The organism is Arthrobacter sp. ASL1 (assembly GCF_056680475.1).
On sequence record NZ_CM155284.1, the window covers coordinates 2,749,097 to 2,769,751 of the forward strand.

At 67.1% G+C, this 20,655-nt stretch carries 22 protein-coding genes; 11 read left to right on the top strand and 11 right to left on the bottom strand.

What is annotated here, in order from left to right; all coding sequences use genetic code 11:
• Positions 1-4: 4 nt before the first annotated feature.
• Together AC1MEQ_RS13010 and AC1MEQ_RS13015 are read right to left on the bottom strand one after the other, a co-directional pair.
• Complete coding sequence (locus AC1MEQ_RS13010; RefSeq protein ID WP_479791226.1) at positions 5-748, bottom strand: IclR family transcriptional regulator; 744 nt, start codon at positions 746-748, stop codon at positions 5-7.
• A gap of 2 nt (positions 749-750) precedes the next feature.
• Positions 751-1,845, bottom strand: a complete 1,095-nt coding sequence (locus AC1MEQ_RS13015; protein WP_479791228.1) for an enoyl-CoA hydratase/isomerase family protein — start codon at positions 1,843-1,845, stop codon at positions 751-753.
• A 137-nt stretch (positions 1,846-1,982) separates the two neighbouring features.
• Here AC1MEQ_RS13015 and AC1MEQ_RS13020 point away from each other — a divergent pair, with 137 nt between their 5' ends.
• The 5 genes from AC1MEQ_RS13020 to AC1MEQ_RS13040 all read left to right on the top strand — a co-directional run bounded on the left by AC1MEQ_RS13020 (position 1,983) and on the right by AC1MEQ_RS13040 (position 6,998).
• A complete protein-coding gene (locus AC1MEQ_RS13020) occupies positions 1,983-3,188 on the top strand; it encodes a thiolase family protein (RefSeq protein ID WP_479791229.1) in 1,206 nt (401 codons plus the stop codon).
• Between the two features lie 13 nt (positions 3,189-3,201).
• On the top strand, positions 3,202-3,876 hold the full coding sequence (locus AC1MEQ_RS13025) for a 3-oxoacid CoA-transferase subunit A (protein WP_479791231.1): 675 nt from the start codon (positions 3,202-3,204) through the stop codon (positions 3,874-3,876).
• Positions 3,873-4,526, top strand: coding sequence for a 3-oxoacid CoA-transferase subunit B (locus AC1MEQ_RS13030; protein WP_479791232.1), 654 nt, complete (start codon positions 3,873-3,875; stop codon positions 4,524-4,526). Before AC1MEQ_RS13025 ends, AC1MEQ_RS13030 begins: the two co-directional genes overlap by 4 nt.
• Positions 4,527-4,621: 95 nt before the next feature.
• Entirely contained in the window at positions 4,622-5,446 is an 825-nt protein-coding gene (locus AC1MEQ_RS13035) for an IclR family transcriptional regulator domain-containing protein (RefSeq protein ID WP_479791234.1), read from the top strand.
• 154 nt (positions 5,447-5,600) lie between these two features.
• Positions 5,601-6,998 (top strand): SH3 domain-containing protein, encoded by a 1,398-nt coding sequence (locus AC1MEQ_RS13040; RefSeq protein ID WP_479791235.1) that lies wholly within the window; start codon positions 5,601-5,603, stop codon positions 6,996-6,998.
• 36 nt (positions 6,999-7,034) lie between these two features.
• Here AC1MEQ_RS13040 and AC1MEQ_RS13045 read toward each other — a convergent pair whose 3' ends face one another.
• The 3 genes from AC1MEQ_RS13045 to AC1MEQ_RS13055 form a co-directional block, all read right to left on the bottom strand.
• Positions 7,035-7,961, bottom strand: coding sequence for a LysR family transcriptional regulator (locus AC1MEQ_RS13045; RefSeq protein WP_479791237.1), 927 nt, complete (start codon positions 7,959-7,961; stop codon positions 7,035-7,037).
• Positions 7,962-8,011: 50 nt separating this feature from the next.
• Positions 8,012-8,290 carry a hypothetical protein gene (locus tag AC1MEQ_RS13050; RefSeq protein ID WP_479791239.1) on the bottom strand — a complete coding sequence of 93 codons (279 nt, stop codon included), beginning with the start codon at positions 8,288-8,290 and terminating at the stop codon, positions 8,012-8,014.
• A 172-nt stretch (positions 8,291-8,462) separates the two neighbouring features.
• A complete protein-coding gene (locus AC1MEQ_RS13055) occupies positions 8,463-9,455 on the bottom strand; it encodes an LLM class flavin-dependent oxidoreductase (RefSeq protein ID WP_479791241.1) in 993 nt (330 codons plus the stop codon).
• Between the two features lie 109 nt (positions 9,456-9,564).
• Between AC1MEQ_RS13055 and AC1MEQ_RS13060 the strand changes: the two genes are divergently transcribed.
• Positions 9,565-10,203, top strand: a complete 639-nt coding sequence (locus AC1MEQ_RS13060) for an ArsR/SmtB family transcription factor (protein WP_479791243.1) — start codon at positions 9,565-9,567, stop codon at positions 10,201-10,203.
• Entirely contained in the window at positions 10,200-10,457 is a 258-nt protein-coding gene (locus AC1MEQ_RS13065; protein WP_479791245.1) for a hypothetical protein, read from the top strand. Before AC1MEQ_RS13060 ends, AC1MEQ_RS13065 begins: the two co-directional genes overlap by 4 nt.
• Positions 10,458-10,475: 18 nt before the next feature.
• On the opposite strand, the gene AC1MEQ_RS13070 is transcribed toward AC1MEQ_RS13065, so the two are convergent.
• The gene (locus AC1MEQ_RS13070) at positions 10,476-11,099 is read right to left on the bottom strand and encodes a PadR family transcriptional regulator (protein WP_479791247.1); all 624 of its coding nucleotides are present in this window, start codon (positions 11,097-11,099) and stop codon (positions 10,476-10,478) included.
• An 84-nt stretch (positions 11,100-11,183) separates the two neighbouring features.
• On the bottom strand, positions 11,184-12,590 hold the full coding sequence (ligM, locus tag AC1MEQ_RS13075) for a vanillate/3-O-methylgallate O-demethylase (protein WP_479796132.1): 1,407 nt from the start codon (positions 12,588-12,590) through the stop codon (positions 11,184-11,186).
• Positions 12,591-12,866: 276 nt separating this feature from the next.
• On the opposite strand from ligM, the gene AC1MEQ_RS13080 reads away from it, so the two are divergent.
• Positions 12,867-13,853, top strand: a complete 987-nt coding sequence (locus tag AC1MEQ_RS13080) for an ABC transporter substrate-binding protein (RefSeq protein WP_479791249.1) — start codon at positions 12,867-12,869, stop codon at positions 13,851-13,853.
• Positions 13,854-13,908: 55 nt separating this feature from the next.
• On the opposite strand, the gene AC1MEQ_RS13085 is transcribed toward AC1MEQ_RS13080, so the two are convergent.
• On the bottom strand, positions 13,909-14,775 hold the full coding sequence (locus AC1MEQ_RS13085; protein ID WP_479791251.1) for a methylenetetrahydrofolate reductase: 867 nt from the start codon (positions 14,773-14,775) through the stop codon (positions 13,909-13,911).
• Between the two features lie 226 nt (positions 14,776-15,001).
• Here AC1MEQ_RS13085 and AC1MEQ_RS13090 point away from each other — a divergent pair, with 226 nt between their 5' ends.
• The gene (locus AC1MEQ_RS13090) at positions 15,002-15,991 is read left to right on the top strand and encodes an ABC transporter substrate-binding protein (protein WP_479791253.1); all 990 of its coding nucleotides are present in this window, start codon (positions 15,002-15,004) and stop codon (positions 15,989-15,991) included.
• A 111-nt stretch (positions 15,992-16,102) separates the two neighbouring features.
• Here the strand turns inward: AC1MEQ_RS13090 and AC1MEQ_RS13095 are convergent, their stop codons facing one another.
• The gene (locus tag AC1MEQ_RS13095) at positions 16,103-16,306 is read right to left on the bottom strand and encodes a cold-shock protein (RefSeq protein ID WP_343901574.1); all 204 of its coding nucleotides are present in this window, start codon (positions 16,304-16,306) and stop codon (positions 16,103-16,105) included.
• A gap of 241 nt (positions 16,307-16,547) precedes the next feature.
• Positions 16,548-18,146 carry an MFS transporter gene (locus AC1MEQ_RS13100; protein WP_479791255.1) on the bottom strand — a complete coding sequence of 533 codons (1,599 nt, stop codon included), beginning with the start codon at positions 18,144-18,146 and terminating at the stop codon, positions 16,548-16,550.
• A gap of 114 nt (positions 18,147-18,260) precedes the next feature.
• Between AC1MEQ_RS13100 and AC1MEQ_RS13105 the strand changes: the two genes are divergently transcribed.
• Both AC1MEQ_RS13105 and AC1MEQ_RS13110 read left to right on the top strand, forming a co-directional pair.
• Positions 18,261-18,803, top strand: a complete 543-nt coding sequence (locus tag AC1MEQ_RS13105; protein ID WP_479791257.1) for a TetR/AcrR family transcriptional regulator — start codon at positions 18,261-18,263, stop codon at positions 18,801-18,803.
• Positions 18,803-20,098 (top strand): MFS transporter, encoded by a 1,296-nt coding sequence (locus tag AC1MEQ_RS13110; RefSeq protein ID WP_479791259.1) that lies wholly within the window; start codon positions 18,803-18,805, stop codon positions 20,096-20,098. Before AC1MEQ_RS13105 ends, AC1MEQ_RS13110 begins: the two co-directional genes overlap by 1 nt.
• A gap of 7 nt (positions 20,099-20,105) precedes the next feature.
• Here the strand turns inward: AC1MEQ_RS13110 and AC1MEQ_RS13115 are convergent, their stop codons facing one another.
• Positions 20,106-20,648, bottom strand: a complete 543-nt coding sequence (locus AC1MEQ_RS13115; protein WP_479791261.1) for a DUF1697 domain-containing protein — start codon at positions 20,646-20,648, stop codon at positions 20,106-20,108.
• Positions 20,649-20,655: the final 7 nt, after the last annotated feature.

Genomic DNA, 20,655 nt, shown 5'->3' on the forward strand with positions numbered 1-20,655 from the left:
ACCGCTACGCCGTCCCCGACAGGGCCCGGGCGATCCCGCCTGCCGCCGTCCGCAAGGCCATGACCGCGGCCGGCAGCAGGTCCGAATCCGTGGGGACCACCACGGAGATCACCGCCACGGCACGACGCCGGTCATCCAGGATCGGAACGGCCGCCCCCGTGGTCTCGGGATCGGTGAAGCCCGCCAGCGTCGCGTAGCCGGTCAACCGGATGTGGGCCAGCGTCCGGCGCAGGTCGGGATGTCTGGCCTGGGCGTCCTGCTGGTGGCGTTGCAGGAATTCCTCGGTGACGTGTGCCGGGGAAAACGCCAGCAGGGCCATCCCCATCGACGTGCGCAGCACCGGCATGCGACCGGCGACGTGGGCCTGGTTGACGGCCGCCCCGGGGCGGGACAACCGCTCGACGATCAACACCTCGTCCTCGTGCAGGACCGACAGCTGGGTGTTCTGCTGCAGCAGTTGGTTGATGTCCTCCATGTAGGGCAAGGCGACCAGGCGCAGGTCACGCGTCAGTGACGCCCGGTTGGACAGCTCCCAGAGCCGCAGTCCCAGCCTGACTTCGCCGTCCTCGCCTTTGGCCAGCAGCCCGTGGGACACGAGTTCCTCCACCAGGCGGTAGGCGGTCGCCCGGGGGACGGACGCGCGGCGGGCCAGGGCGGTGACCGTCAGTGAGGGCTGGTCCGCGTCAAAGGAGTCCAGGATCCTGACCAGGCGGTCCAGCATGGAGTCACCGGAGGGTGAATTCGCCATGGTCAGGCGATGACCGCGGTGATCTCCGCGGTGTCGACCCCAGCATGGTCCGACGGCGACCAGCGCGGGGCACGGTCCTTGTCGATGATCTGCGCCCGGATGCCCTCCGGCAGGTCGGGGTGCTTCATCAGGTAGTCGGCAACACGCAATTCGCGGGCCAGAGCCGAGGGCAAGTGGGCGTCCTCCCGTGCGGCACGCACCGCCTGCAGTGCCGTCTGGGTGGCCAGCGGCGAATTGGCACGCACCGCGGCGGCTGCCCGGCCCGCCGAGGGAAAGGCGCTGGCGTCCAGCCGGTCCAGGATGGCGGGGACATCGGTCCCGGCGTAGGCCTCGTCGATCCAGGCGGCGTCGGCCACCAACCCGGCTGCGGGGGCGGGCGTGCCGTGCAGGATTTCCAGGGCGACGGCAACGTCGGGCGCCGGCAGGCCGACCAGGTCCGGCAGGGCGCCGAGCACGTCGGCGATCCCGTCCTCGGCGATGCAGAAGTCGGCGAAACCGGCATGGATCGCGTCTCCGGCCCCCATCGTGGACGCGGTCAGGGCCAGGTGCTCGCCGAGGCGACCGGGGGCCAGCCCCAGGAGATGGGTCCCTCCGACATCGGGGGAGTAGCCGATGTGCGTTTCCGGCATGCCGATCGCGGAGCGGGCCGTGACAATGCGGACCGACGCATGGCCGGCGAGGCCCACCCCGCCCCCCATGCACAGCCCGTCCATCAGGGCGACCACCGGTTTGGGGTAGGTCGCGATGATCCCATCGAGCTGGAATTCCTCGGCGAGGAAGGAGAGGAATTCGTGCTGCTTGCCCGTGGTGATGGAGGTGTGGAAGGCCAGGATGTCACCGCCGGCGCAGAATCCGCGCTCCCCGGCACCGCGCAGCACCACGATCCCCACCGCGGGATCCTCGCGCCAGGCTTCGAGCCGGTGCGTCAGTTCGGTGACCATGGGGCGGGTCAGGGCGTTGATCTGGCGCGGCCGGTTCAGGGTCAGCAGCCCGACGCCGTCCGTGACGTCGACCAGCACGTGGTCCGCCCTCGATGCCCCGGTTTCCGTTGCCTCCGCCATGGCCGCCTGTCCCTTCATCGCATCCGTGATTCCCATTCAATGACGCTACCCGCGCCCCGGGGTGTACACCAGCGGATGGCGGGGCAGCAGCCATTGTGTCGAGCGAGGTTTTTCGCTAGAGTTCAACATACGAACTTAAGTTCATCCAGTGAACACATAATGGCAGGAGTCCCATGCAGCAGGCCTACGTTTACGACGCGGTACGCACCCCGTTCGGCAAGATCGGCGGGGCGTTGTCCTCCCACCGGCCCGACGACCTGGCCACCCACATCGTCAAGGCCCTGGTGGAACGGTCCCCGGACCTGGACGTGGAGCGGATCGACGAGTCGATTTTCGGCAACGCCAACGGTGCCGGCGAGGAGAACCGCAATGTGGCCCGCATGTCGACCCTGTTGGCCGGGCTTCCCGTCTCCCTGCCCGGCACCACGGTCAACCGGCTCTGCGGTTCGTCGTTGGATGCCGCCATGATCGCCTCCCGGCAGATCAACGTCGGGGATGCCGACCTGATGCTGCTCGGTGGCGTTGAATCCATGTCCCGGGCGCCCTGGGTTCTGCCCAAGACCGAGCGCGCGTTCCCGATGAACAACCTCGAGCTCGCCAACACGACCCTGGGCTGGCGGCTGGTCAACCCCGAGATGCCCGATGCCTGGACCGTCTCCCTGGGCGAGGCCACCGAACAACTGCGCGAACGCGAGGGCATCGACCGCGAACGCCAGGACGCCTTCGCCGCCCGCTCACACCAGCTCGCCGACGCCGCCTGGAACGCCGGGAACTACGACGATCTCGTCGTCCCTATCGAGCCCAACACCCGCAAGGGGGTCCGCCTGGACCGCGACGAGACCATCCGTCCCGAGTCCACGCCGGACTCCCTGGCAGGGCTGCGGACCGTCTTCCGCACCGACAACGGCACCGTCACCGCCGGCAATGCCTCCCCGATGAACGACGGCGCCTCGGCCGCCTGGCTCGGCAGCGAACAGGCCGCGGCCCTGCTGGGCCGCGAGCCGCTGGCCCGCATCGCCGGCCGCGGCGCCGCGGCCATTGAACCGCAGTACTTCGGCTTCGCCCCTGTCGAGGCCGCCAACCGCGCCCTCGCCAAGGCGGGCATCGGCTGGGAGGATGTCTCCGCCGTCGAACTCAACGAGGCCTTCGCCGCGCAATCACTGGCCTGCGTCGATGCCTGGGGCATCGACGAGGAGATCGTCAACGCCTGGGGCGGTGCCCTGGCCATCGGCCACCCCCTCGGCGCGTCCGGCCTGCGGATCCTCGGCACCCTCGCCCGGCGGCTCCAGGGCTCCGGACAGCGCTGGGGTGTAGCGGCCATCTGCATCGGCGTCGGCCAGGGCCTGGCTGTCGTCCTCGAAAACACCACCAGCAAGTAAAGGGGAAACCACCGTGGCACCACGCATTGCCGCCAACGCCGCCGATGCCGTCTCCGGCATCCATGACGGCGCCACCGTCCTCATCGGGGGGTTCGGCAACGCCGGCCAGCCGATGGAACTGATCGACGCGCTGCTTGACTGCGGGGCCTCCGACCTGACGGTGGTGAACAACAACGCCGGACAGTCCGATGCCGGGCTGGCGCTGCTCATCAAGGAGCGCAAGGTCCGCAAGGTCATCTGCTCCTTCCCGCGCCAGTCCGATTCCTGGCACTTCGATACGGCCTACCGGGCCGGGGAGATCGAACTCGAGCTCGTCCCGCAGGGAAACCTCGCCGAGCGGCTGCGTGCCGCCGGGGCCGGGATCGGGGGGTTCTTCACCCCGACCGGCTACGGCACGCTGCTGGCCGAGGGCAAGGAAACCCGCGAGATCGACGGGGTCGGGTACGTGCTGGAGACCCCGATCAAGGCCGACGTCGCCCTCATCAAGGCGATGACGGCCGACGCGTTCGGCAACCTGGTCTACCGTAAGACCGCCCGCAACTTCGGCCCGGTCATGGCCACCGCCGCGGCGCAGACCATCGTCCAGGTCGACCAGATCGTCCCGGTCGGCGGGATCGACCCGGAGGTCGTCGTGACCCCGGGCATCTACGTCGACACGGTCGTGCAGATCGCAGGAGAGAGCAAATGAGCTACAACTACACCGCCGCGGCGCTGACCCGCGATGAAATGGCCGAGATGGTCGCCGCCGACATCCCCTCCGGTGCCTTCGTGAACCTGGGCATCGGCCAGCCGACCAACGTGTCGAACTACCTCACCGTCGAGCAGGGTGTCACCCTCCACACGGAGAACGGCATGCTCGGCATGGGCCCGGTGGCCACCGGCGACGATATCGACGGCGACCTGATCAACGCCGGCAAGATCCCGGTCACCGAGCTGCCCGGGGCCAGCTACTTCCACCATGCCGACTCGTTCGCCATGATGCGCGGCGGACACCTGGACGTCTGCGTCCTCGGCGCCTTCCAGGTCTCCCGGGGCGGCGACCTGGCCAACTGGCACACCGGTGCACCCGGGGCGATCCCCGCGGTCGGCGGCGCCATGGACCTGGCCATCGGCGCCAAATCCACCTGGGTCATGATGGGCCTGTTCACCAAGGCCGGCGAATCCAAGCTGGTCGAGGCACTGACCTACCCCGTCACCGGGCTGGGTTGCGTCTCCCGGATCTACACCGAATCCGCCGTCTTCCTCATCGAGGATGGCACCGTCACGGTCCGCTCCACGCACGGCATCACCTTCGAGGAACTCGCCGGGCGCCTGCCCGTGGCGTTGAAGCAGGCCTAGTACCGGCTCCACGACGCGGCCCCGGCTACGCACCTCTAGGATGGGTGGGTTGCCGCGGGCCGTAGCCGCGCCCCGCACCTTTTGGGAAGGACACCATGGAGTACGACGTCGAGACGACGCAGGCCGCGCCGTCCACCGCCGCGGCCGGCCAGTTCGTGCAGTCGCTGGCCCGCGGGTTGGATGTGATCCGTGCCTTCGATGCCGAACACCACTCGATGACCCTGACGGACGTCGCCAAGCGCACCGGGCTCTCGCGGGCCACCGCCCGCCGCTTCCTGCTCACCCTCGCCGAATTGGGCTATGTGCGCACGGACGGCAAGCACTTCGAGCTGACCGCCCAGGTGCTGCAACTGGGTTACGCCTTCCTCTCCGGGCATACGCTGACCGAGCTCATCGAACCGGTGCTCGAGGAGCTCTCCTCACGGTTGAACGAGTCGGCCTCCGCCTCGATCCTGGATGGAGCCGACGTCGTCTACATCGCCCGGGTCCACACCCGGCGCATCATGCGCGTGGGCATCGCCGTCGGCAGCCGCTTCCCCGCCTACGCGACCTCCATGGGCCGGGTGCTGCTGGCCCACCTCACACCGGAGGGGCTCGATGCGGCGCTCGCCGCCCGCCCGCTGGAGGCGCTGACCCCGAACACCATCACCGATCCCGCGGCCCTGCGCCGCGAACTTGCAGCCGTCCGGGAGCGGGGGTGGTGCCTGGTGGACCAGGAACTGGAGGTCGGGCTACGCTCCATCGCGGTGCCCGTGATGTCCCCCGACGGCACCGTCGCCGCGGCCCTGAACGTCTCGATGAGCACGCTGCCGGGCTCGACGCCGGGTGGCGGAAACGCAGCCGACGAGGCGATAAACGTGTTGCCACACCTGCAGCAAGCCGCCGCCCGCATCGAGGAGGCGTTGCGCGCCCGACGCTGAATTCCGTCGTCGCCCGCTGGAAACCCCGTCCGAAGGGTGGCCTGGCGGCTGCGTCCGGGTTACAGTCTCGGTAACCAGCCGGCCCACGCTGCCCGGGGCACCGTGCAGCAAGCGGTGCGGGAGCAGGCCGGCCACTGCGTCGGGGGAGCATCGCATGTCGTTCCGAAACCATCTCTTCACCCACGGTGCCGTCGCGTCGGTGGCCCTGGCGCTCGTTGCCGCCGGTGGTGTGCCGCCCGCCGCCGCAGCCGCGCAACCGGCAACGACGTCGTCCCTGTCGATCGCCGCGTCGGTGGCCACATTCGCCCTGCCGGCCGCCACGAAGACGAAATATGCGAAGACGACGGCGAACCTGAACCTGCGCCGCGGCGCCGGGACGAAGTACTCGTCGCTGGGCATCATGAAGAAGGGCACCGTGGTGGCCCGGACCGGCAGGACGTCGGGGGCCTGGTGGCAGGTCAAATACGGCACCAAGACCGGCTGGGCCTCCTCGACCTACCTGCGCGCCACCTCCGCGCCGAAGAAGTCCACGTCCGTCAAATATGCGAAGACGACGGTGAACCTGCATCTTCGCCGGGGCGCCGGGACGAAGTACTCGTCGTTGGGCATCATGAAGAAGGGCGCCGTGGTGGCCCGGACCGGCAGGACGGCCGGGGCGTGGTGGCAGATCAAATATGGCAGCAGATCCGGTTGGGCATCCTCCGATTACCTGCGCGCCACGGGCCAGCCGGCGGTTGCCATACCCCGGCCCGGAACCAGCGCCACCATCCGTTGGTTCGCCGGATCCCAGGCGCTCTACGCCAAACCGACGTTCGCGTCGAAACGGCTGCAGGCCTTCACCAAGGGCATCAAGGCCACGCAGCTGCGGACCTCCGGCACGTGGTCATACGTCCAGGCACCCGGCAGTCGGGGCTGGGTTCCCACGCGCGACCTGTCGAAGAAGGCGACCCGCTACACCGGCTCCACGATCCTCCCCTCCAGCAGCTACCGCTGGACCCGCCACGCCTCCAACGTCCGCACCGGGGGCTCGACCTCGACGCGGAGCCTGGGAGTTGTGCCAGCCGGCGAGATGATGCCCGTGGTGTCCGGGCGCAACGGGTGGACGCGGGTGAAGAGCTCGAAGGGCACCGGTTGGATCAAGAACACGCTGCTGACCAATCTCGCGACGAAGGCCCCGCCGCACCTGCAGCCGGTGACCGCGAAGATGATCAAGAAGGTCAAGGCCAAGTACGGGCGGACCTACAGTTCCGTCGGCACGTTGCGCAACGGATCCATCGGCCACCGCCTCGGCGTCGGGTCGGATTTCATGATGCGCGGCTGGAGCTCGTTCTCGGGCATCCGGAACGGCAACGCCGTCGCCTCATACCTGGTGAGGAACCGCGCATCGCTCGACATCGACTACATCATCTGGCGCGACAGGATCTGGCTGCACCAGGACGGGCAATGGGGCCCCTACTCGAAGGGTGGTTGGGGCCGGCACCTGAACGCGCGGGGCTGGAACGCCACGACCATGCACTACGACCACGTCCACGTGGAGAACCTGGTGGATTGACAGCGCGCCGAGGCGTCGGCCAGCATCGGTTGCCGATCAGGGGGCGATGCTGATCTGGCGCAACTCGGCGGCCAGCCGGTCCATGAAGACGTCGACCTTCGGACTGCGCGTGGTGCCCACCTGCAGGGCGAAGATGCTGCGGGCCAGCCGGATTTCCGGCACGTCCAACACCACGAGCCCGTCGGGTTTCTGCTGCATGGCCAGCGCCGGGACCAGCGCGGCGCCCAAGCCCGTGGAAGCCATATGCAACGAGGCGTTGAAGTCGTCGCAGTGCGCCACCACGCGCGGGTGCAGGTCGAGCGAGGCGAACAGGCGGGAAATGACCGTTGCATCCGCGGTTCCGGGGTGGTGAATGATCCATGGCATGTTCGCCAGCTGGGCGGCGTCGACTTGTGCCCCGTCGGCGAATTTCCAGGATGCAGGGACCACGACGCGGAAATCGTCGTCGCCGAGCCATTGCCGGTCCATGGTGCCAGACCAGCCCAGCCCGGTCTGGCCGACCTGGAAGACCAGCGCGAGGTCGAGTTCGTTGCCGGCCTGCAGGCTGGCGATCGTCTGGTGCGGTTCGCCCACGCTCACCCGCAGCCGGATGCCCAGGCTGGACCAGTCCTTGGCGCCGAGCAGCCGGGGGAGGGCGAAGGTCGCCAGGGAGGGGAAGATGCCCAGCCGCAGCTCCTGGGCGGGGTCCGCGCCCGGGTCTCCCGCCGCCGTCGTGCTGGCAGCGAGCAGCGCATCGATGTCGGTGAGGACCTTGCGGGCGTGCCGCGCCATGGTGGTTGCCGCCTCGGTCGGCTCGATGGCGCGGGCGGACCGGCGGAACAACGCCACGCCGGTGTCACGTTCCAGGGCCGTCATCTGCTGGGAGACGGCGGACGCGGTGTAGCCCAAGGGGACGGCGGCCGCGGCGAAGGAGCCGTGGGCGATGACCTCCAGGAGCGTTCGCAGGTGCACCGGGTTGACCATTAGCACTCCTGGGTGTCGGCATGGAGAACGAGAAGCCCTCCTATGCCATGCTAGTCCTCGTCGTCGTCTTCCCGGGCCGATTCCTCTTCGTCGTCGAGTTCCCACTGGGACGCCAGCGTCTCGTTCTCGGAGTCGCCTGCGGAGTCGCCGCTTCCCTCGAGATCGTCCTCGACGAGGTAGCTGTGCCGCCGCAACGGATCGATCCGGTTCATGGTCTCCGGGTTGTCGGAGGAGCCGTCCTCGGGCGTGCCGTAGCGGCCGTCCTCCGGCTCGTCGAGATCATCCTCGGGCGCTTCATCGAAAACCGTGTCGTCGTAGATGCCGCTCATGGTCGCTGCCCTCCTGCTTCGCGTGGCGGGCCGGATGCCCAGGTCACGTCTGACACCACCAGCGTAGGCCGGGACCGGGCTCTTGTGAACGGGCACCTGCCGGGCCTTGCCCGAGAGAGGGCGCGGCCGTCGGTGATCCTGGACTGACGGCCGGGTGGGCCAATGGTAGCGGTTAGCCCGCCAAGCCCATGGCAGCGGCCGTCAGCTGGACCGACGCCAGCCGATCCGCCGGACCCGAGGCGTTGTGCACGGTGATCAATTCATCGGCATGGGCGCTGCGGGCAAAGCCCTCGAGGTACTCGCCCACAGCCTCGGGTGAACCGACGGCCGTGTAGGCGAGCATCTTCAGGATCTGCTCGCCGGCTGCCGACTCCATCAGCATGTCGATTTCCGGCTCCGTAAACGGGGTCTCGCGTCCGCGGCCGAGGAAGCTGGAGACCCGGTCGCGACGGACCTGCTCCATCTGGACATGCGCCTGTTCGTTGGTATCGGCTGCCACGACGCCGACACCGGCGATCACATGTGGCTCGGAGAGCTGCTCGGAGGGCTGGAAGTTGTTCCGGTAGGCCGCAACCGCGGCGTGCAGGGCATCCGGGGCGAAATGAGAGGCAAAAGAGTACGGCAGGCCGAGTTGGGCGGCGAGCTGGGCACCGAACAGGCTCGAGCCGAGGATGTAGATCGGGACGTTGGTGCCGGACCCCGGGTAGGCGTTGACCGTGGGGATGCGCGAGTTCCCGGTCAGGAATCCCTGGAGTTCCAGCACGTCGTGCGGGAAGGAATCGGCGGCCGCCGGGTCGCGGCGCAGAGCGCGAAAGGTGGCCTGGTCGCTGCCCGGAGCTCGGCCCAGGCCCAGGTCGATGCGTCCGGGGAACAGCGTCTCCAGCGTCCCGAACTGTTCGGCGATCACCAGCGGGGAGTGGTTGGGCAACATGATGCCACCGGCTCCGAGGCGGATCGTGGAGGTCTGCTGGGCAATGTGCCCGATGAGGACCGACGTGGCGCTGGATGCGATGGAGGCCATGTTGTGGTGCTCGGCATACCAGATGCGCGTGTAGCCGGCGGCTTCGGCCGTGCGGGCCAGCTCGACCGACTCCCTGAAGGTGTTGGCGATGGTGCTACCGGTGGGAACCGGGGCGAGGTCAAGGAGGGAGAGAGGGATGTTCACATAGGCGACAACCCGCCATCGTGCCCAATCATTCCCAGTACTCCCATCGCAAAGAATCCGTTGCAAAGAACTCCTTGCAAAATTGTCTTTGCGGTTTTACGCTGTCTACATGGAGCCCACTGAAGAACCCGGACGATATGCCGGCCGCCCGCTCGGGCTTCCAGCGCTGAAGGCGCTCAGCCACCCGCTGCGCCTGCAGCTGTTGGAGATGCTCTCGCGGTACGGAGCGCAGACCGCCAGCGGTCTGGCCGAACGCCTGGGCGAATCGAGTGGTTCCACGAGCTATCACCTGCGCCAGCTGGCCAAGCACTCGCTGGTCCGAGAAGTTACGGACAAGGGCAACGGCCGGGAACGCTGGTGGGAACGGCCACCGGGACCCATCGCCCTGGGCCCGGATGCGGGCGGCGCTGATCCTGCGACCAACTCGGCGGCGCGGATCGTTGCCCGGCAGTTCGAGCAGAACCGCGCGCGGGCGCTGGACGACTTCCTGCGCTTCGGCGACGAGCAACTGGGGGCCAAGTGGATGGAGGGCGCCGTGCTGAACACCTCCAACCTGCGGTTGGATCGGGCACAACTGGCGGAGATCTCCGACCGGGTCGTCTCCTACCTCGGCAAAATCGTCGAGGAATACCGTGATGCCGGCGGACCCGATGCCCGTCCGGTGCAGATGCACTTCAACGCCTTCCCGCTGGTGGACCCGGAGCATCCCGTGGCCACCGGCCCCACCGATCAGGAGAAAACAACATGAACACCCGAGCCCTGCCACTGAACGACGTCCGGGAGCGCGAACTGCGCGCGCTCGAACCCGACGGATTTGGGGCGGCCCTCATCGGCGCCGGAACGGCCCTCACCGATTGGGGTGAGCACCTCGCCACCCGCCGCGCTGCACGGCACGCGGTCATGCGTTCGGCCCGCGGCCGGGATCGGGCCGCCCGGTTGCATGACCGCGAGGAGGCGGTCACCGACGCCCTGGCCCGACGGCATTCGGGACTGGGCCAGTAGGAGCCGTCCCGATTCCGGCTATCGCCGCGACGTCGCGATGTCTGGCGCCGTTGCCGGTTCCCCGTCGTAGAGCTCCTCGATGAGCCGCAATCCGCGGTTGGCCCAGACGATCTCGGCTTCGGCCCGGGCGATGAGCCCCTCGTAGGCGAAGCGCTTGAACGCCGCCGTCCGGTGGCGGTCCTGTTCCGGGGTCACCTCGAGCCTGCGGTTGAGCATCGCGCTGGTGCCGGTGTCGATCTCTCGGATCTTCGTCTCCCATTGGCGCAGCAGGACGGTGTTGTGCGCGATATGGTCCTGCATCTGCCCCCGGGCCGCCTCGGGCGTTGCCCACTCCAGATACGCCGCCCGCAGATGTGCCGGGTCGCGGACACGGGAGAAGGACATGGGCTCGTTCATCCAGCAGGTGAAGGCCTCGGCCCCGGCCACGGTGACGTGGTAGCGGCGTTTGGTCCCGTTTTTGCCCCAGGCGATGTCCTCGCCCTCGACCAGGGATTCCTTTTCCATTTTGCGCAGCTCGGGATAGATCTGGGAGTCCGGTGCGTACCAGACATGCCCGACGGACTCGCCGAAAAGCTTATACAGGTCGTAGCCGGTCATCGGCTCCACGTTCAGTAGCGCCAGGATGGCATACCGCAGGCTCATTAGCGCACCTTTCCGGGGTTCGTGTGCCCATCATATGTGGAGCGGGTGGTGGGCCGGCCCGGGCCGGCACACCACCCGATCCGCCTACTGCGTGTACCCGGTGCGCCACCCGCCCTTGTAGTCACCGCGCGCCGCCACCGAATAGGGCACGGGGCTGACGACGACGCGGGCATTGAACTGCCGGTGCGGCTCGACGGTCGTCTTGGCCGTGCCGCCGTCGGGCTCGCCCCAGACCACCCGCAACTCCGCGCCCTCGGGGACTTCCGGGTCGATGACCGCCAGCGACAACCCACGGCGTTCATTGGCGCTGTAGCCGGTGAACATCGACAAGCCCACGGTCTTCCCGTCGGCGTCGACCACGCGGTCGTAATTGGACGATCCGTAGTTGGCCAGGGGCAGGTCGAAGTACTTGTAGGGCTCCTGTTCCGTGTCCAGCACCGAGGTGAGGATGGTGCCCAGGTCCCCGGCATCCCACGCCAGCGTGACCTTACGGCGTTGCGTGGCCGGATCGATCTTCTCCAGGGCCTCCCGGCCGATGAAGTCGTGGTCGAATTTCACGAACGACCCGTAACCGAGCTCCCACGGAGTGAGGTAGTAGTCCTCGATGTCGCCCGAATCGAAACTGCCCGCCACCGCATTGGTCGCCTCGTAGCTGTCGGCACCGAGCCACTCGCGGTAGGAACGGAGTTCCTCGCCCGTGTAGATAGCGGGGAGCGGCGACGGGATCCAGCCGGACTCCAGGGTGTTGGAGGGGTAGGCCCGGGCGCCCACCGCGAGGATGCCGAACTCCTGGCCCGCCTCCAGGACGGCGTCGCGGATCAAGTCGTAGGAGTCGTACGGCCCCCAGATCTCCAAACCAGGCGCACCTGCCATGCCGTGGCGCAGCGTGCGGACCGTTTGCCCGGCGATCTGCATCGTGTCCATGGTGAAGAACTTCAGTTGCTCGACGGGCGATCCGTTGAGCTTCTCGATGATCTTCCAGGCATTGGGTCCCTGAATCTGGAATCGCCAATAGCGGCGCTGCACGGGCTTGCCCATTGGACGCGACGGCGAGCGACGGTCCACCTCGATCGTGACATCGTAGCCACCCGTCTCGCCGTGGAAGAGCAGCCAGTTGGCGGCAGGGGCACGGCCGACATAGACGTACTCGTTCTCGGCTTCGTGGAACATGATGCCGTCCCCGATGACGTGCCCGGCCGGTGTGGTGGGGACATACTGCTTCGCCTTGTTGACGGGAAAGTTGGCCACCGAGTTGATCGCCGTATCCGAGATGAGCTTCAAGGCGTCGGGACCGGAGATGAAGAGGTTGTCCATATGGTGCGACTGGTCGTACAGGACGGCGGTCTCGCGCCACGCGCGTTGTTCGCTGCGCCAGTTCGTGAATTCGGGGGCGACGACCGGATAGATGTACGCGCCGAGCTTCGAGTTGCGCAGCAAGTCGACCGTGTTGTCCGTCGTGTCGAGCACTTCCTGGAGATTCTGGTGCGTCATGGTGCGTTCCTGTTCCTTCGGGGCGATCTCCGCTGGATCGCCGATCACCGCCCGGTATATGGCGTGGTTCACTTCCTGTCATCGACCATATGACTACCCAGGTAGTTATGTCGAGGGTTGGCTTGGCGGGAATCCACTACCGGCTCGGCGGCTCGAAGCCCCTTTCGACGTCCGACCGGGGACGTCGGGGAAGGCCTGTTCATTATCTATGCAGGTAGCTACCATGTGAACCACATCACCCGCCCCATGACGGGGCCCATCGATCGGAGTTGCAGCATGAGCAGGATGAAATGTGCCGTCGCGCTATTGGCGATTCTCGGCCTGACCGCGTGTGGGGGAGGCTCGCCGTCGTCCAGCGAGGCGGGGCCGTCGTCAGCGGGATCTGGAGGCGGCTCCCTGGAACAGATCGAGGTCGGGGTGATCCCGATCGTCGACGTCGCCCCGATCTATCTTGGCGTCAAGGAGGGGATCTTCGAAGAGGAGGGGCTGGACTTGAAGCTCACGCCCGCGCAGGGTGGCGCGGCGATCGTTCCCGCCGTGACCAGTGGTCAAATGGAATTTGGATTTTCCAACGTCACCTCGATGATCGTCGGCAGGGCCAAGGGCCTCCCGCTGAAGATGATGGCTCCCGGGGGAAGCACCACCGGTGATACGACGGCCGATTTCGCATCCGTCATGACCAAGCCGGATAGCGGGATCAAGGACATCGCCGGATTGGCGGGCAAGAAGATCGCGGTCAATACACTGAACAACATCTCCGATTCCACGATTTCCGAAGCAGTCAAACGAGCCGGCGGGGACTACAAGTCGATCCAATTCGTGGAGATGGCATTCCCGGACATGACCGCACAACTGGCGAAGGGCACTGTGGATGCCATTGCCGCCGTTGAGCCGTTCGTGACCATATCGGAGGCCGATGGCAATGTGCCGGTCTTCTCCAACTATGCCGAGCCGGTCGATGACCTCACGGTGGCCGTCTACTTCTCCACCGACAAATATGTCGCGGAGCACCCCGAGACGGCAGCGAAGTTCGTCCGGGCCATGAAGGCCTCGCAGGAATTCGCCCAGCAGAACCCGGAGAAGGTCAAGGCGATCTTGCCGGAATACACCACGCTGAAGCCCGATGTCATCGACAAGCTCACTTTGCCGGCATACAACACCGAGGTCAATACGGCGTCGATCCAGCAGATCGCGGACATTTCGCTGGACCGGGGATTGATCGACAAGAAACCCGACATGGGACAGCTGCTGCCGAGCGAATAGCCCGTGCGAATCCGGTGCCGGTCTGGGTGGTTACCTGCCGGCACCGGCGTGTTCATCAGTGGCCGGCGTCGAACTCGGCTACCCATCGAGCCGTGGCCTGTAGGCCGCCGAACGTATAGAAATGCAACCTGGCCTCCCCGTGAACGGCCGGGTCCAGGGCGGCTGCGAGGTCCGTGATGAAACGGTCGGGGCCGGCGGTGCCGAGGAGGTTGGCCAGGGAAAACCCGTATTTGTGGGCGATGCCCGCCGATGATGACACGCCGAATCGACGTGCGTAAGTCAGCAACCGTTTGATGCCGGCGGGACCCGGCACGCCGATGCGGACCGGAAGCCAGATGCCGCGCCGACGCAGTTCAAGCAGCCAGGAAAGCACGGGGCCAACATCGAATCCGAACTGCGTGACAATTGACCCGTCCAGGCCGGCCTCCTGGAGCGCCGCCGACTTGGCCTCTAGCGCATCCCAGAGTGCGGCATCGCCAATCTCGGGATGCCCCTCAGGGTACCCGCCGATCGCCACGGCGCTGACCCCGTGTGCCTGGAGCCGTCCGGACGTGATCAGGGACAGTGCGTCGGGGAACGGCCCGAGGGGGGACTCCGGGTCCCCTCCGACGGCAAACACGTTCTCGACCTGTGCTTCGGTGGTCAATGCATGAAGGAATTCGTCGAGTTCGGCCACCGACGCGAGCCGACGGGCCGATATATGGGGAATGGGCTCAAACCCCGCGGCGCGCACTGCCGTCGCGGCGGCAACGCGCATGGGGAGGTTCTCGTTGCCCAGAAAGGTCACGTTGATCCGGGTGCCCGGTGGCAAGCTGTTTGTGGCTTCGGCGAGTGCGGCATTGTCCTTGCCGGTCATTTCCAGGGAAAAGTCACGCACCAGATCGATGCCAGGGGAAAGGTGGGGATCAGGCGTAGAGGGCATGGCGGAGTCCTTAGTGTCGATCCCTCCAACATATCTATGGCCATAGTGTTCGTCCAGTGGGCCGGAATCGAGAATAAGTGTCTTCCTCAATCATTGAAAACTTCTTGTAAAACCATTTTGATCTGGTTATGGTGTGATCCATTGCACGTAGCGTTGATGGTCCGCCTCGACGCCGCAAGCACGACATCGGCCAGGGAATCCTGCCGAACCGCAACGAGGAGACACCATGAGGAATCTAAAATCAGCGACGGTCGGCCTGGGCCTGACGGCGATGCTGCTATTGAGCGGCTGCGGCGGAGGATCCCCCTCTGGTGCGGCCGATGCCGATTCGAGCGCAAGCGGTGGCGGAGAATTGACCCCGGTGACCGTTGGCGTCCTTTCCATCGCCCCGTCGGTGGCCATGCAGTACGGGATCGACGAGGGCATCTTCGAAGACCATGGACTGAAGGTGGAACTCCAGACCGGGCAGGGCGGGGCTGCCATGCTTCCCGCGGTTTCGACGGGGACCATGAATTTCGCCGTCGGCAACCCGCTGTCCGTGTTGACGGCGGCCGACAAGGGCCTGGATATGCGCATCGTCACCGGCTACTCGAATTCGAAGGCCGAAGGCGATGACATCAACGGCGTCGTGACGCGCAAGGACTCCGGGATCGGAGGGTTTGCCGACTTGGCCGGGAAGACCACGTCGGTCAATGCGTTGAAGACCCAGGGAGACCTGACCATCATGGATGCGGCGGCGCAGGATGGCGCGGACGCCTCGAAACTCAAGTTCAACGAGATGGGGTTCCAGGATATGGAGGCCCAGCTGGAACGGGGGAACACCGATGCGGTCTGGCTTCCCGAGCCCTTCCTGAGTCGGGCGCTGGCCGATCCGGACAACAGGCTCGTCGGCTATCCCAACCAGGTGGCCATTCCCGGGCTGCCCACGATGGTCACCTTCACCAGCGGTACGTATGCCGATGGCAAGCAGGAGGTCGTTTCCAAGTTCCGCGATGCCATGGAGGAGACCCTGTCGTCGGCCGAAGCGAAGCAGGATGAAGCCAAGGCGTTGCTGCCTGAGTTCATGGGCATGGATGCCAAGATGGCAAAGGGCCTCAAGATGGAGACCTGGGACGCAGCGGTACCCAACGACCAGCTCGAAAAGCTGGGGGAGCTGACCGTGGAGTACGGCTTCCTGTCCAAGCAGCCGGACCTGGGCAAGATCGTCGTCCCGTAGCGGGCCCGCTGGGTCAACCGGCAGGCGGAAGGCAAAAATGGTGGCATCCCCGAGGGGATGCCACCATTTTCAGGTGTTCTCATCGGTCCATATCAGGACCCGATGGAAAACTTAGACGGCGCGGATGTCCGTGGCCTGCAGGCCCTTCTGGCCCTGGGTCACCTCGAACTCGACGCGCTGGCCCTCTTCGAGGGAGCGGAAGCCGTTGGACTGGATCGCGGAGTAGTGCGCGAACACGTCGTCCGAGTTGTCATCCGGAGCGATGAAGCCGAAGCCCTTTTCAGCGTTGAACCACTTGACGGTACCAATTGCCATGATTGTGTCCTTTCGAGACTGTCCGCAGGGGACGTAGGGGTTGTCGCCACCGGACTTGGTGGTGACATGCAGCTACGAGATTTACCGCGAGTCAAAAAGAGACACTCCCCGCGAACGGGGCCTTGACACTGAAATTACTGCGAGAAAACTACGACTACAAGTTCCATAATACGCGAGATTGTCGCCATAACCTATCCGGAGGGCACAATTGCCGGACTTTCATCTCGATGTTGCCCGGAGTTCATCTCTTCCCGGTGACCGCGCTACCCACACCGGCCTGTCCGTCCGGGCTCCCGCCGGCGGGTGTGGCTTCGTGCGGGAACTCCCTGAAGGCCCTTCTGACGACCAGGAGGGCGACGAGCATGAGGGCCGCGGCGATGGCCGCGGTGATGGTGACGCCACCATCGAACGCGTGGGCCGCCGATTCGAGCAACGTGGCGGCTTGCTGGGTTGAGGGCAGTGTGGCGGCCGCGTCGACGGCACCCGCCAGGGTCTCCCGGGCGCGGTCGGCTTGGGACGGGTCAAGCTGTCCCGGAATCGATACCCCGCGGCTGTAGGCGGCATTGAGGATGCTTCCCAGGATGGCGGTACCCAGGACGGAGCCCACCTCGTAGGCGGTCTCCGAGATCGCGGCGGCAGCGCCGGCCCGGTGTGGGGGGACTGCGGAGAGGGCCAGGTCGTTGGATATCGTCTCCGCCAGCCCGACGCCGATGCCCAGGACGCAGAACGCGACGAGCAAGGCGACCACGGAACCCGAGCGGCCGAAGGCGACGACCAGGACATATGCGCCGGCGCTGAACGCCAGTCCGGTCATGACCACCGCGGATGCCCCGACCCGTTGGACCAGCGGGACGGCGACGAACCCGAAGACCACCGTGAGGACCAGTCCCGGAACCATGAAGAACCCGGCCTCCATGGGGGACAGGCCGGCGATGAGTTGGAGATGCTGGGACAGGAAGTAGATGAATCCCACCAGGGCGAACACGCTGAAAAGGTTCACCACCAGGGCCGCCGAGAAGACCGCGTTGCGGAAGAGGCGCACATCGAGCATGGGGGTGGCGCTGCGGAGCTGGCGGCGAACGAAGGCCAGGCCGCAGAGCATTCCCAGTGCGATGGTTGACCCGGCGAGCCATGCGGGCCCCTGTCCTGTTGCCGCCTTGATGCCATAGACGATGGGGGCCAGGGTCCCCATGGCCAGGACAATGCTCGCCGGGTCCAGGCGCCCCGGGGCCGGATCGCGGGACTCTGGGATCAGGAACGGGCCCAGGAGCAGAAGGGGAAGAAGCATGGGTACCGAGAGCAGGAAGACCGAACCCCACCAGTAGTGCTCGAGGAGCCATCCGCCCACGATCGGTCCCAACGCGGCACCACCGGAAAAAGCGGATGCCCATGCCGCGATGGCAGTGCGGCGTTCGGTGGCGTCGGTGAAGATGTTCCGGATGAGCGACAGGGTGGCCGGCATGAGCATGGCACCGAAGACCGCCATCAGGGCGCGCGCCGCGATGAGCAGCGAGGCATCCGGCATGAAGGCGGCGACCGCGGAGACGGCGGCGAACCCCGCCCCGCCGATCAGCAGCAGTTTCCGGCGGCCGATGCGGTCGCCCAGGCTGCCCATCGGCACCAGCAGGCCCGCCAGGACCAGCGGGTACGCGTCGATGATCCAGAGGAGTTGGTTCGAGGTCGGCCCCAGCGCGGTGGACAGGGCCGGGACCGCGAAGCTGAGCACGGTGTTGTCCACCGCGACCAGCAGGACCGGGAACATGAGCACGGCCAATGCAGCCCAGCGGCGGGCGCGGCCGGGCGCTGCCTGCGGGCCGGGCGGATCGTGCGCGATGCTCATGGGGTTCCTCGGTTCGATCAATGGATGACCCGAGTAACTGTACCGTCTGGACGGTATTGCGTCTATGTTGCGTCGATGACATTCAGCGGTCGCTGAAACGCTAGAGTCGGGACCATGTCCAGACCACCGGCAGCGCGGGAGAAGCTCCTCGACGCCTATTGCACCTTGTTGCGCACCGAAGGCGAACGCGCGGCCACCATGGACGCAACGGCGTCCCTCGCCGGGGTGTCCAAAGGGGGGCTGCTCTACCACTTCCCGACCAAGGACGCGCTGGCCGAGGCCGTGATCGAGCGCCTGCTCGAGGCGGCCCGCCAGGACAATGAGCTGATGGCTACGGCCACCGAGGGCGCGGCGCGCTACTACGTGCGGACCTCGACGGCAGAGGACACCGGGTTCGACCGCACCTACCAGGCCGTCGTCCGCCTGGCCGCCGGATCGCACGCCCCCGCGCTGGCCGCCCTGGACCGGGTCCACGGCGAGTGGGAACGCCTGGTCCGCGACGACGTCGCCGATCCACACGCGGCGGAGGCCATCATGCTGATCGGCGAGGGGCTCTACTACCATTCCACCCTGCCGGGCCGCTGGTCGCGCTCCCTGGTCGCCAGCGACATCGATGCCCTGCTCGCCCAGGTCGACCGGTTGAAGGAGGGGCGCTGATGGCGTTCCGCCTGAAACACCGGCCGTGGAAGGGCCGCATCGCCGCGCTCGTGGGCATCATGCTCATGGCCCTGAGCGTCCGCGCCGCCGTCGTCTCCGTTCCGCCCCTGCTGGACCTCATCGGACCGGAGCTCGGATTCACCTCGTTCAGCACCGGCCTGCTGGCTATGCTGGCCCCCATCATCTTTGCCGTCTCCGGCCTGCTCACCCCGCGGATGATCGCCATACTCGGGCTCGAGCGCACGCTGCTGCTGGCCGTCGTGGTGGCGATCATCGGGCAGGCGGGCCGCGCCTTTGTGGGCGATGTGGCCTCGTTCCTGCTGCTCTCGGCGCTGACCATGGTCGGCTACGGCATCGGCAACGTGGTCCTGCCGCCGCTGGTCAAGAAGTACTTCCCGGACCGGATCTCGTCGGTGACCTCCGGATACGTGACGCTCATCGCGATCGGCACGGCCATGAGCCCGATGTTCGCGGTGCCCCTGGAGCAGGTCTCCGACTGGCGGTTCTCCATCGGGTTCTGGACCCTGGCCAGCGTCGTCGTGCTCATCCCGTGGGGCATCCAGTTTGCCGCGGACCGGCGCCGGCGAAGCGCCGAGGCGGCCGAACATGCCCGGCTCGCCGCCACCGAAACGGAAGCCCAGACCACGGCGCGGCTGGCCGGCGTCGTCCCGGTGGAAACGGACCGGCGGATCAATCCCTGGCGTTCCCGCGTGGCCTGGGGCCTGGCCATATTCCTGGCCGGCAACTCGGGCCAGACCTACGTCTACTTCACCTGGCTGCCGCCCTACCTCATCGGCGAGGGCCTCGACCCGGCGGTGGCCGGCAGCGCGCTGGGCTACTTCGCGATCCTCGGGTTGCCGGTGAGCCTGCTGGTCCCGCTCGTGGTCCCCCGGATGAGGCACCCGATCTACGCCGCGGGCCTGTTCATCGTGTTGTGGATCATCGGGCACGCCGGCATGTACTTCCTGCCCACCCAGGGCACCTGGTGGTGGATCACCTCCGCCGGGCTCGGCCAGGGGACGTTCGCGATGGCCTTGCTGATGATCAACCTGCGCTCGCGCACCACCTACGGGTCCGGTGTGCTGGCCGGCTTCAGCCAGGGCCTGGGCTATGCCGGGGCCGCCATCGCACCGCTGCTGTTCGGCGTCGTGCGCGACGCGACCGGTGGCTGGGCCGCGTCCTTCGGGATGCTCGGCGTCTGCCTGCTGGTGCTCATCGTCGGGGCCGTGATGATCAACGGCCCCCGCCAGATCGAGGACGACGCCGGGGCCTCCCGGGTGCCCGTGCGCACCTGAGTCCGGCTCAGGTCCCGGTGCGGGCCAGCACCTTGCGCAGCGTGTTCATGTTCCGCGTCGTCAGCACCGCCTTGTGGCGGGCGCGCCCGAGTTCACGCGCCACCCGGGTCTCCAACGAGCTGCCCCGCGGAACCTGCCAGTAGAGCACGCCGTCGCCGGCGGCGGCCCGTTCGCCGGGGGAGCGTTCCGGACAGGCGGCGAGCACCTCCCGCACCGCGTCCGGGGTCGCGGCGAGGACCACGTAGTCGTGCCGCGCGATGCCGTCGTCCACGGCGTCGAAGGGGTAGGAGGCCACGATCGAGGCGAGCCGGGCCGGCGTCGTGACGATGACCCAGGCCTCGTAGCCGAAACGCGTCCGCAGCACGGCCTCGATGTCCGTCTTCAGGGCCGCGGCATCGCCGGTCGGCGCGTCGAGGACCACGTTCCCCGAGGCCAGCAGGGTGGACACGTTCGCGTATCCGGCGGCGGCGAGCGCCTCGGCGAGGTCCTTCATGGCGATCCGGACGCCGCCGACGTTGATGCCGCGCAGGAAGACGGCGTAGGTGTGCATGGGCCCA

Coding starts and splice junctions, on each gene's coding strand:
- AC1MEQ_RS13050 (WP_479791239.1), bottom strand. CDS start 8,290: ATGAGCGGCATCTACGACGACACGGTTTTCGATGAAGCGCCCGAGGAT.
- AC1MEQ_RS13030 (WP_479791232.1), top strand. CDS start 3,873: ATGAGCTACAACTACACCGCCGCGGCGCTGACCCGCGATGAAATGGCC.
- AC1MEQ_RS13100 (WP_479791255.1), bottom strand. CDS start 18,146: ATGAGCATCGCGCACGATCCGCCCGGCCCGCAGGCAGCGCCCGGCCGC.
- AC1MEQ_RS13020 (WP_479791229.1), top strand. CDS start 1,983: ATGCAGCAGGCCTACGTTTACGACGCGGTACGCACCCCGTTCGGCAAG.
- AC1MEQ_RS13110 (WP_479791259.1), top strand. CDS start 18,803: ATGGCGTTCCGCCTGAAACACCGGCCGTGGAAGGGCCGCATCGCCGCG.
- AC1MEQ_RS13115 (WP_479791261.1), bottom strand. CDS start 20,648: ATGCACACCTACGCCGTCTTCCTGCGCGGCATCAACGTCGGCGGCGTC.
- AC1MEQ_RS13085 (WP_479791251.1), bottom strand. CDS start 14,775: ATGCCCTCTACGCCTGATCCCCACCTTTCCCCTGGCATCGATCTGGTG.
- AC1MEQ_RS13095 (WP_343901574.1), bottom strand. CDS start 16,306: ATGGCAATTGGTACCGTCAAGTGGTTCAACGCTGAAAAGGGCTTCGGC.
- AC1MEQ_RS13040 (WP_479791235.1), top strand. CDS start 5,601: ATGTCGTTCCGAAACCATCTCTTCACCCACGGTGCCGTCGCGTCGGTG.
- AC1MEQ_RS13090 (WP_479791253.1), top strand. CDS start 15,002: ATGAGGAATCTAAAATCAGCGACGGTCGGCCTGGGCCTGACGGCGATG.
- AC1MEQ_RS13015 (WP_479791228.1), bottom strand. CDS start 1,845: ATGGGAATCACGGATGCGATGAAGGGACAGGCGGCCATGGCGGAGGCA.
- AC1MEQ_RS13045 (WP_479791237.1), bottom strand. CDS start 7,961: ATGGTCAACCCGGTGCACCTGCGAACGCTCCTGGAGGTCATCGCCCAC.
- AC1MEQ_RS13065 (WP_479791245.1), top strand. CDS start 10,200: ATGAACACCCGAGCCCTGCCACTGAACGACGTCCGGGAGCGCGAACTG.
- AC1MEQ_RS13035 (WP_479791234.1), top strand. CDS start 4,622: ATGGAGTACGACGTCGAGACGACGCAGGCCGCGCCGTCCACCGCCGCG.
- AC1MEQ_RS13105 (WP_479791257.1), top strand. CDS start 18,261: ATGTCCAGACCACCGGCAGCGCGGGAGAAGCTCCTCGACGCCTATTGC.
- ligM (WP_479796132.1), bottom strand. CDS start 12,590: ATGACGCACCAGAATCTCCAGGAAGTGCTCGACACGACGGACAACACG.
- AC1MEQ_RS13010 (WP_479791226.1), bottom strand. CDS start 748: ATGGCGAATTCACCCTCCGGTGACTCCATGCTGGACCGCCTGGTCAGG.
- AC1MEQ_RS13080 (WP_479791249.1), top strand. CDS start 12,867: ATGAGCAGGATGAAATGTGCCGTCGCGCTATTGGCGATTCTCGGCCTG.
- AC1MEQ_RS13060 (WP_479791243.1), top strand. CDS start 9,565: ATGGAGCCCACTGAAGAACCCGGACGATATGCCGGCCGCCCGCTCGGG.
- AC1MEQ_RS13070 (WP_479791247.1), bottom strand. CDS start 11,099: ATGAGCCTGCGGTATGCCATCCTGGCGCTACTGAACGTGGAGCCGATG.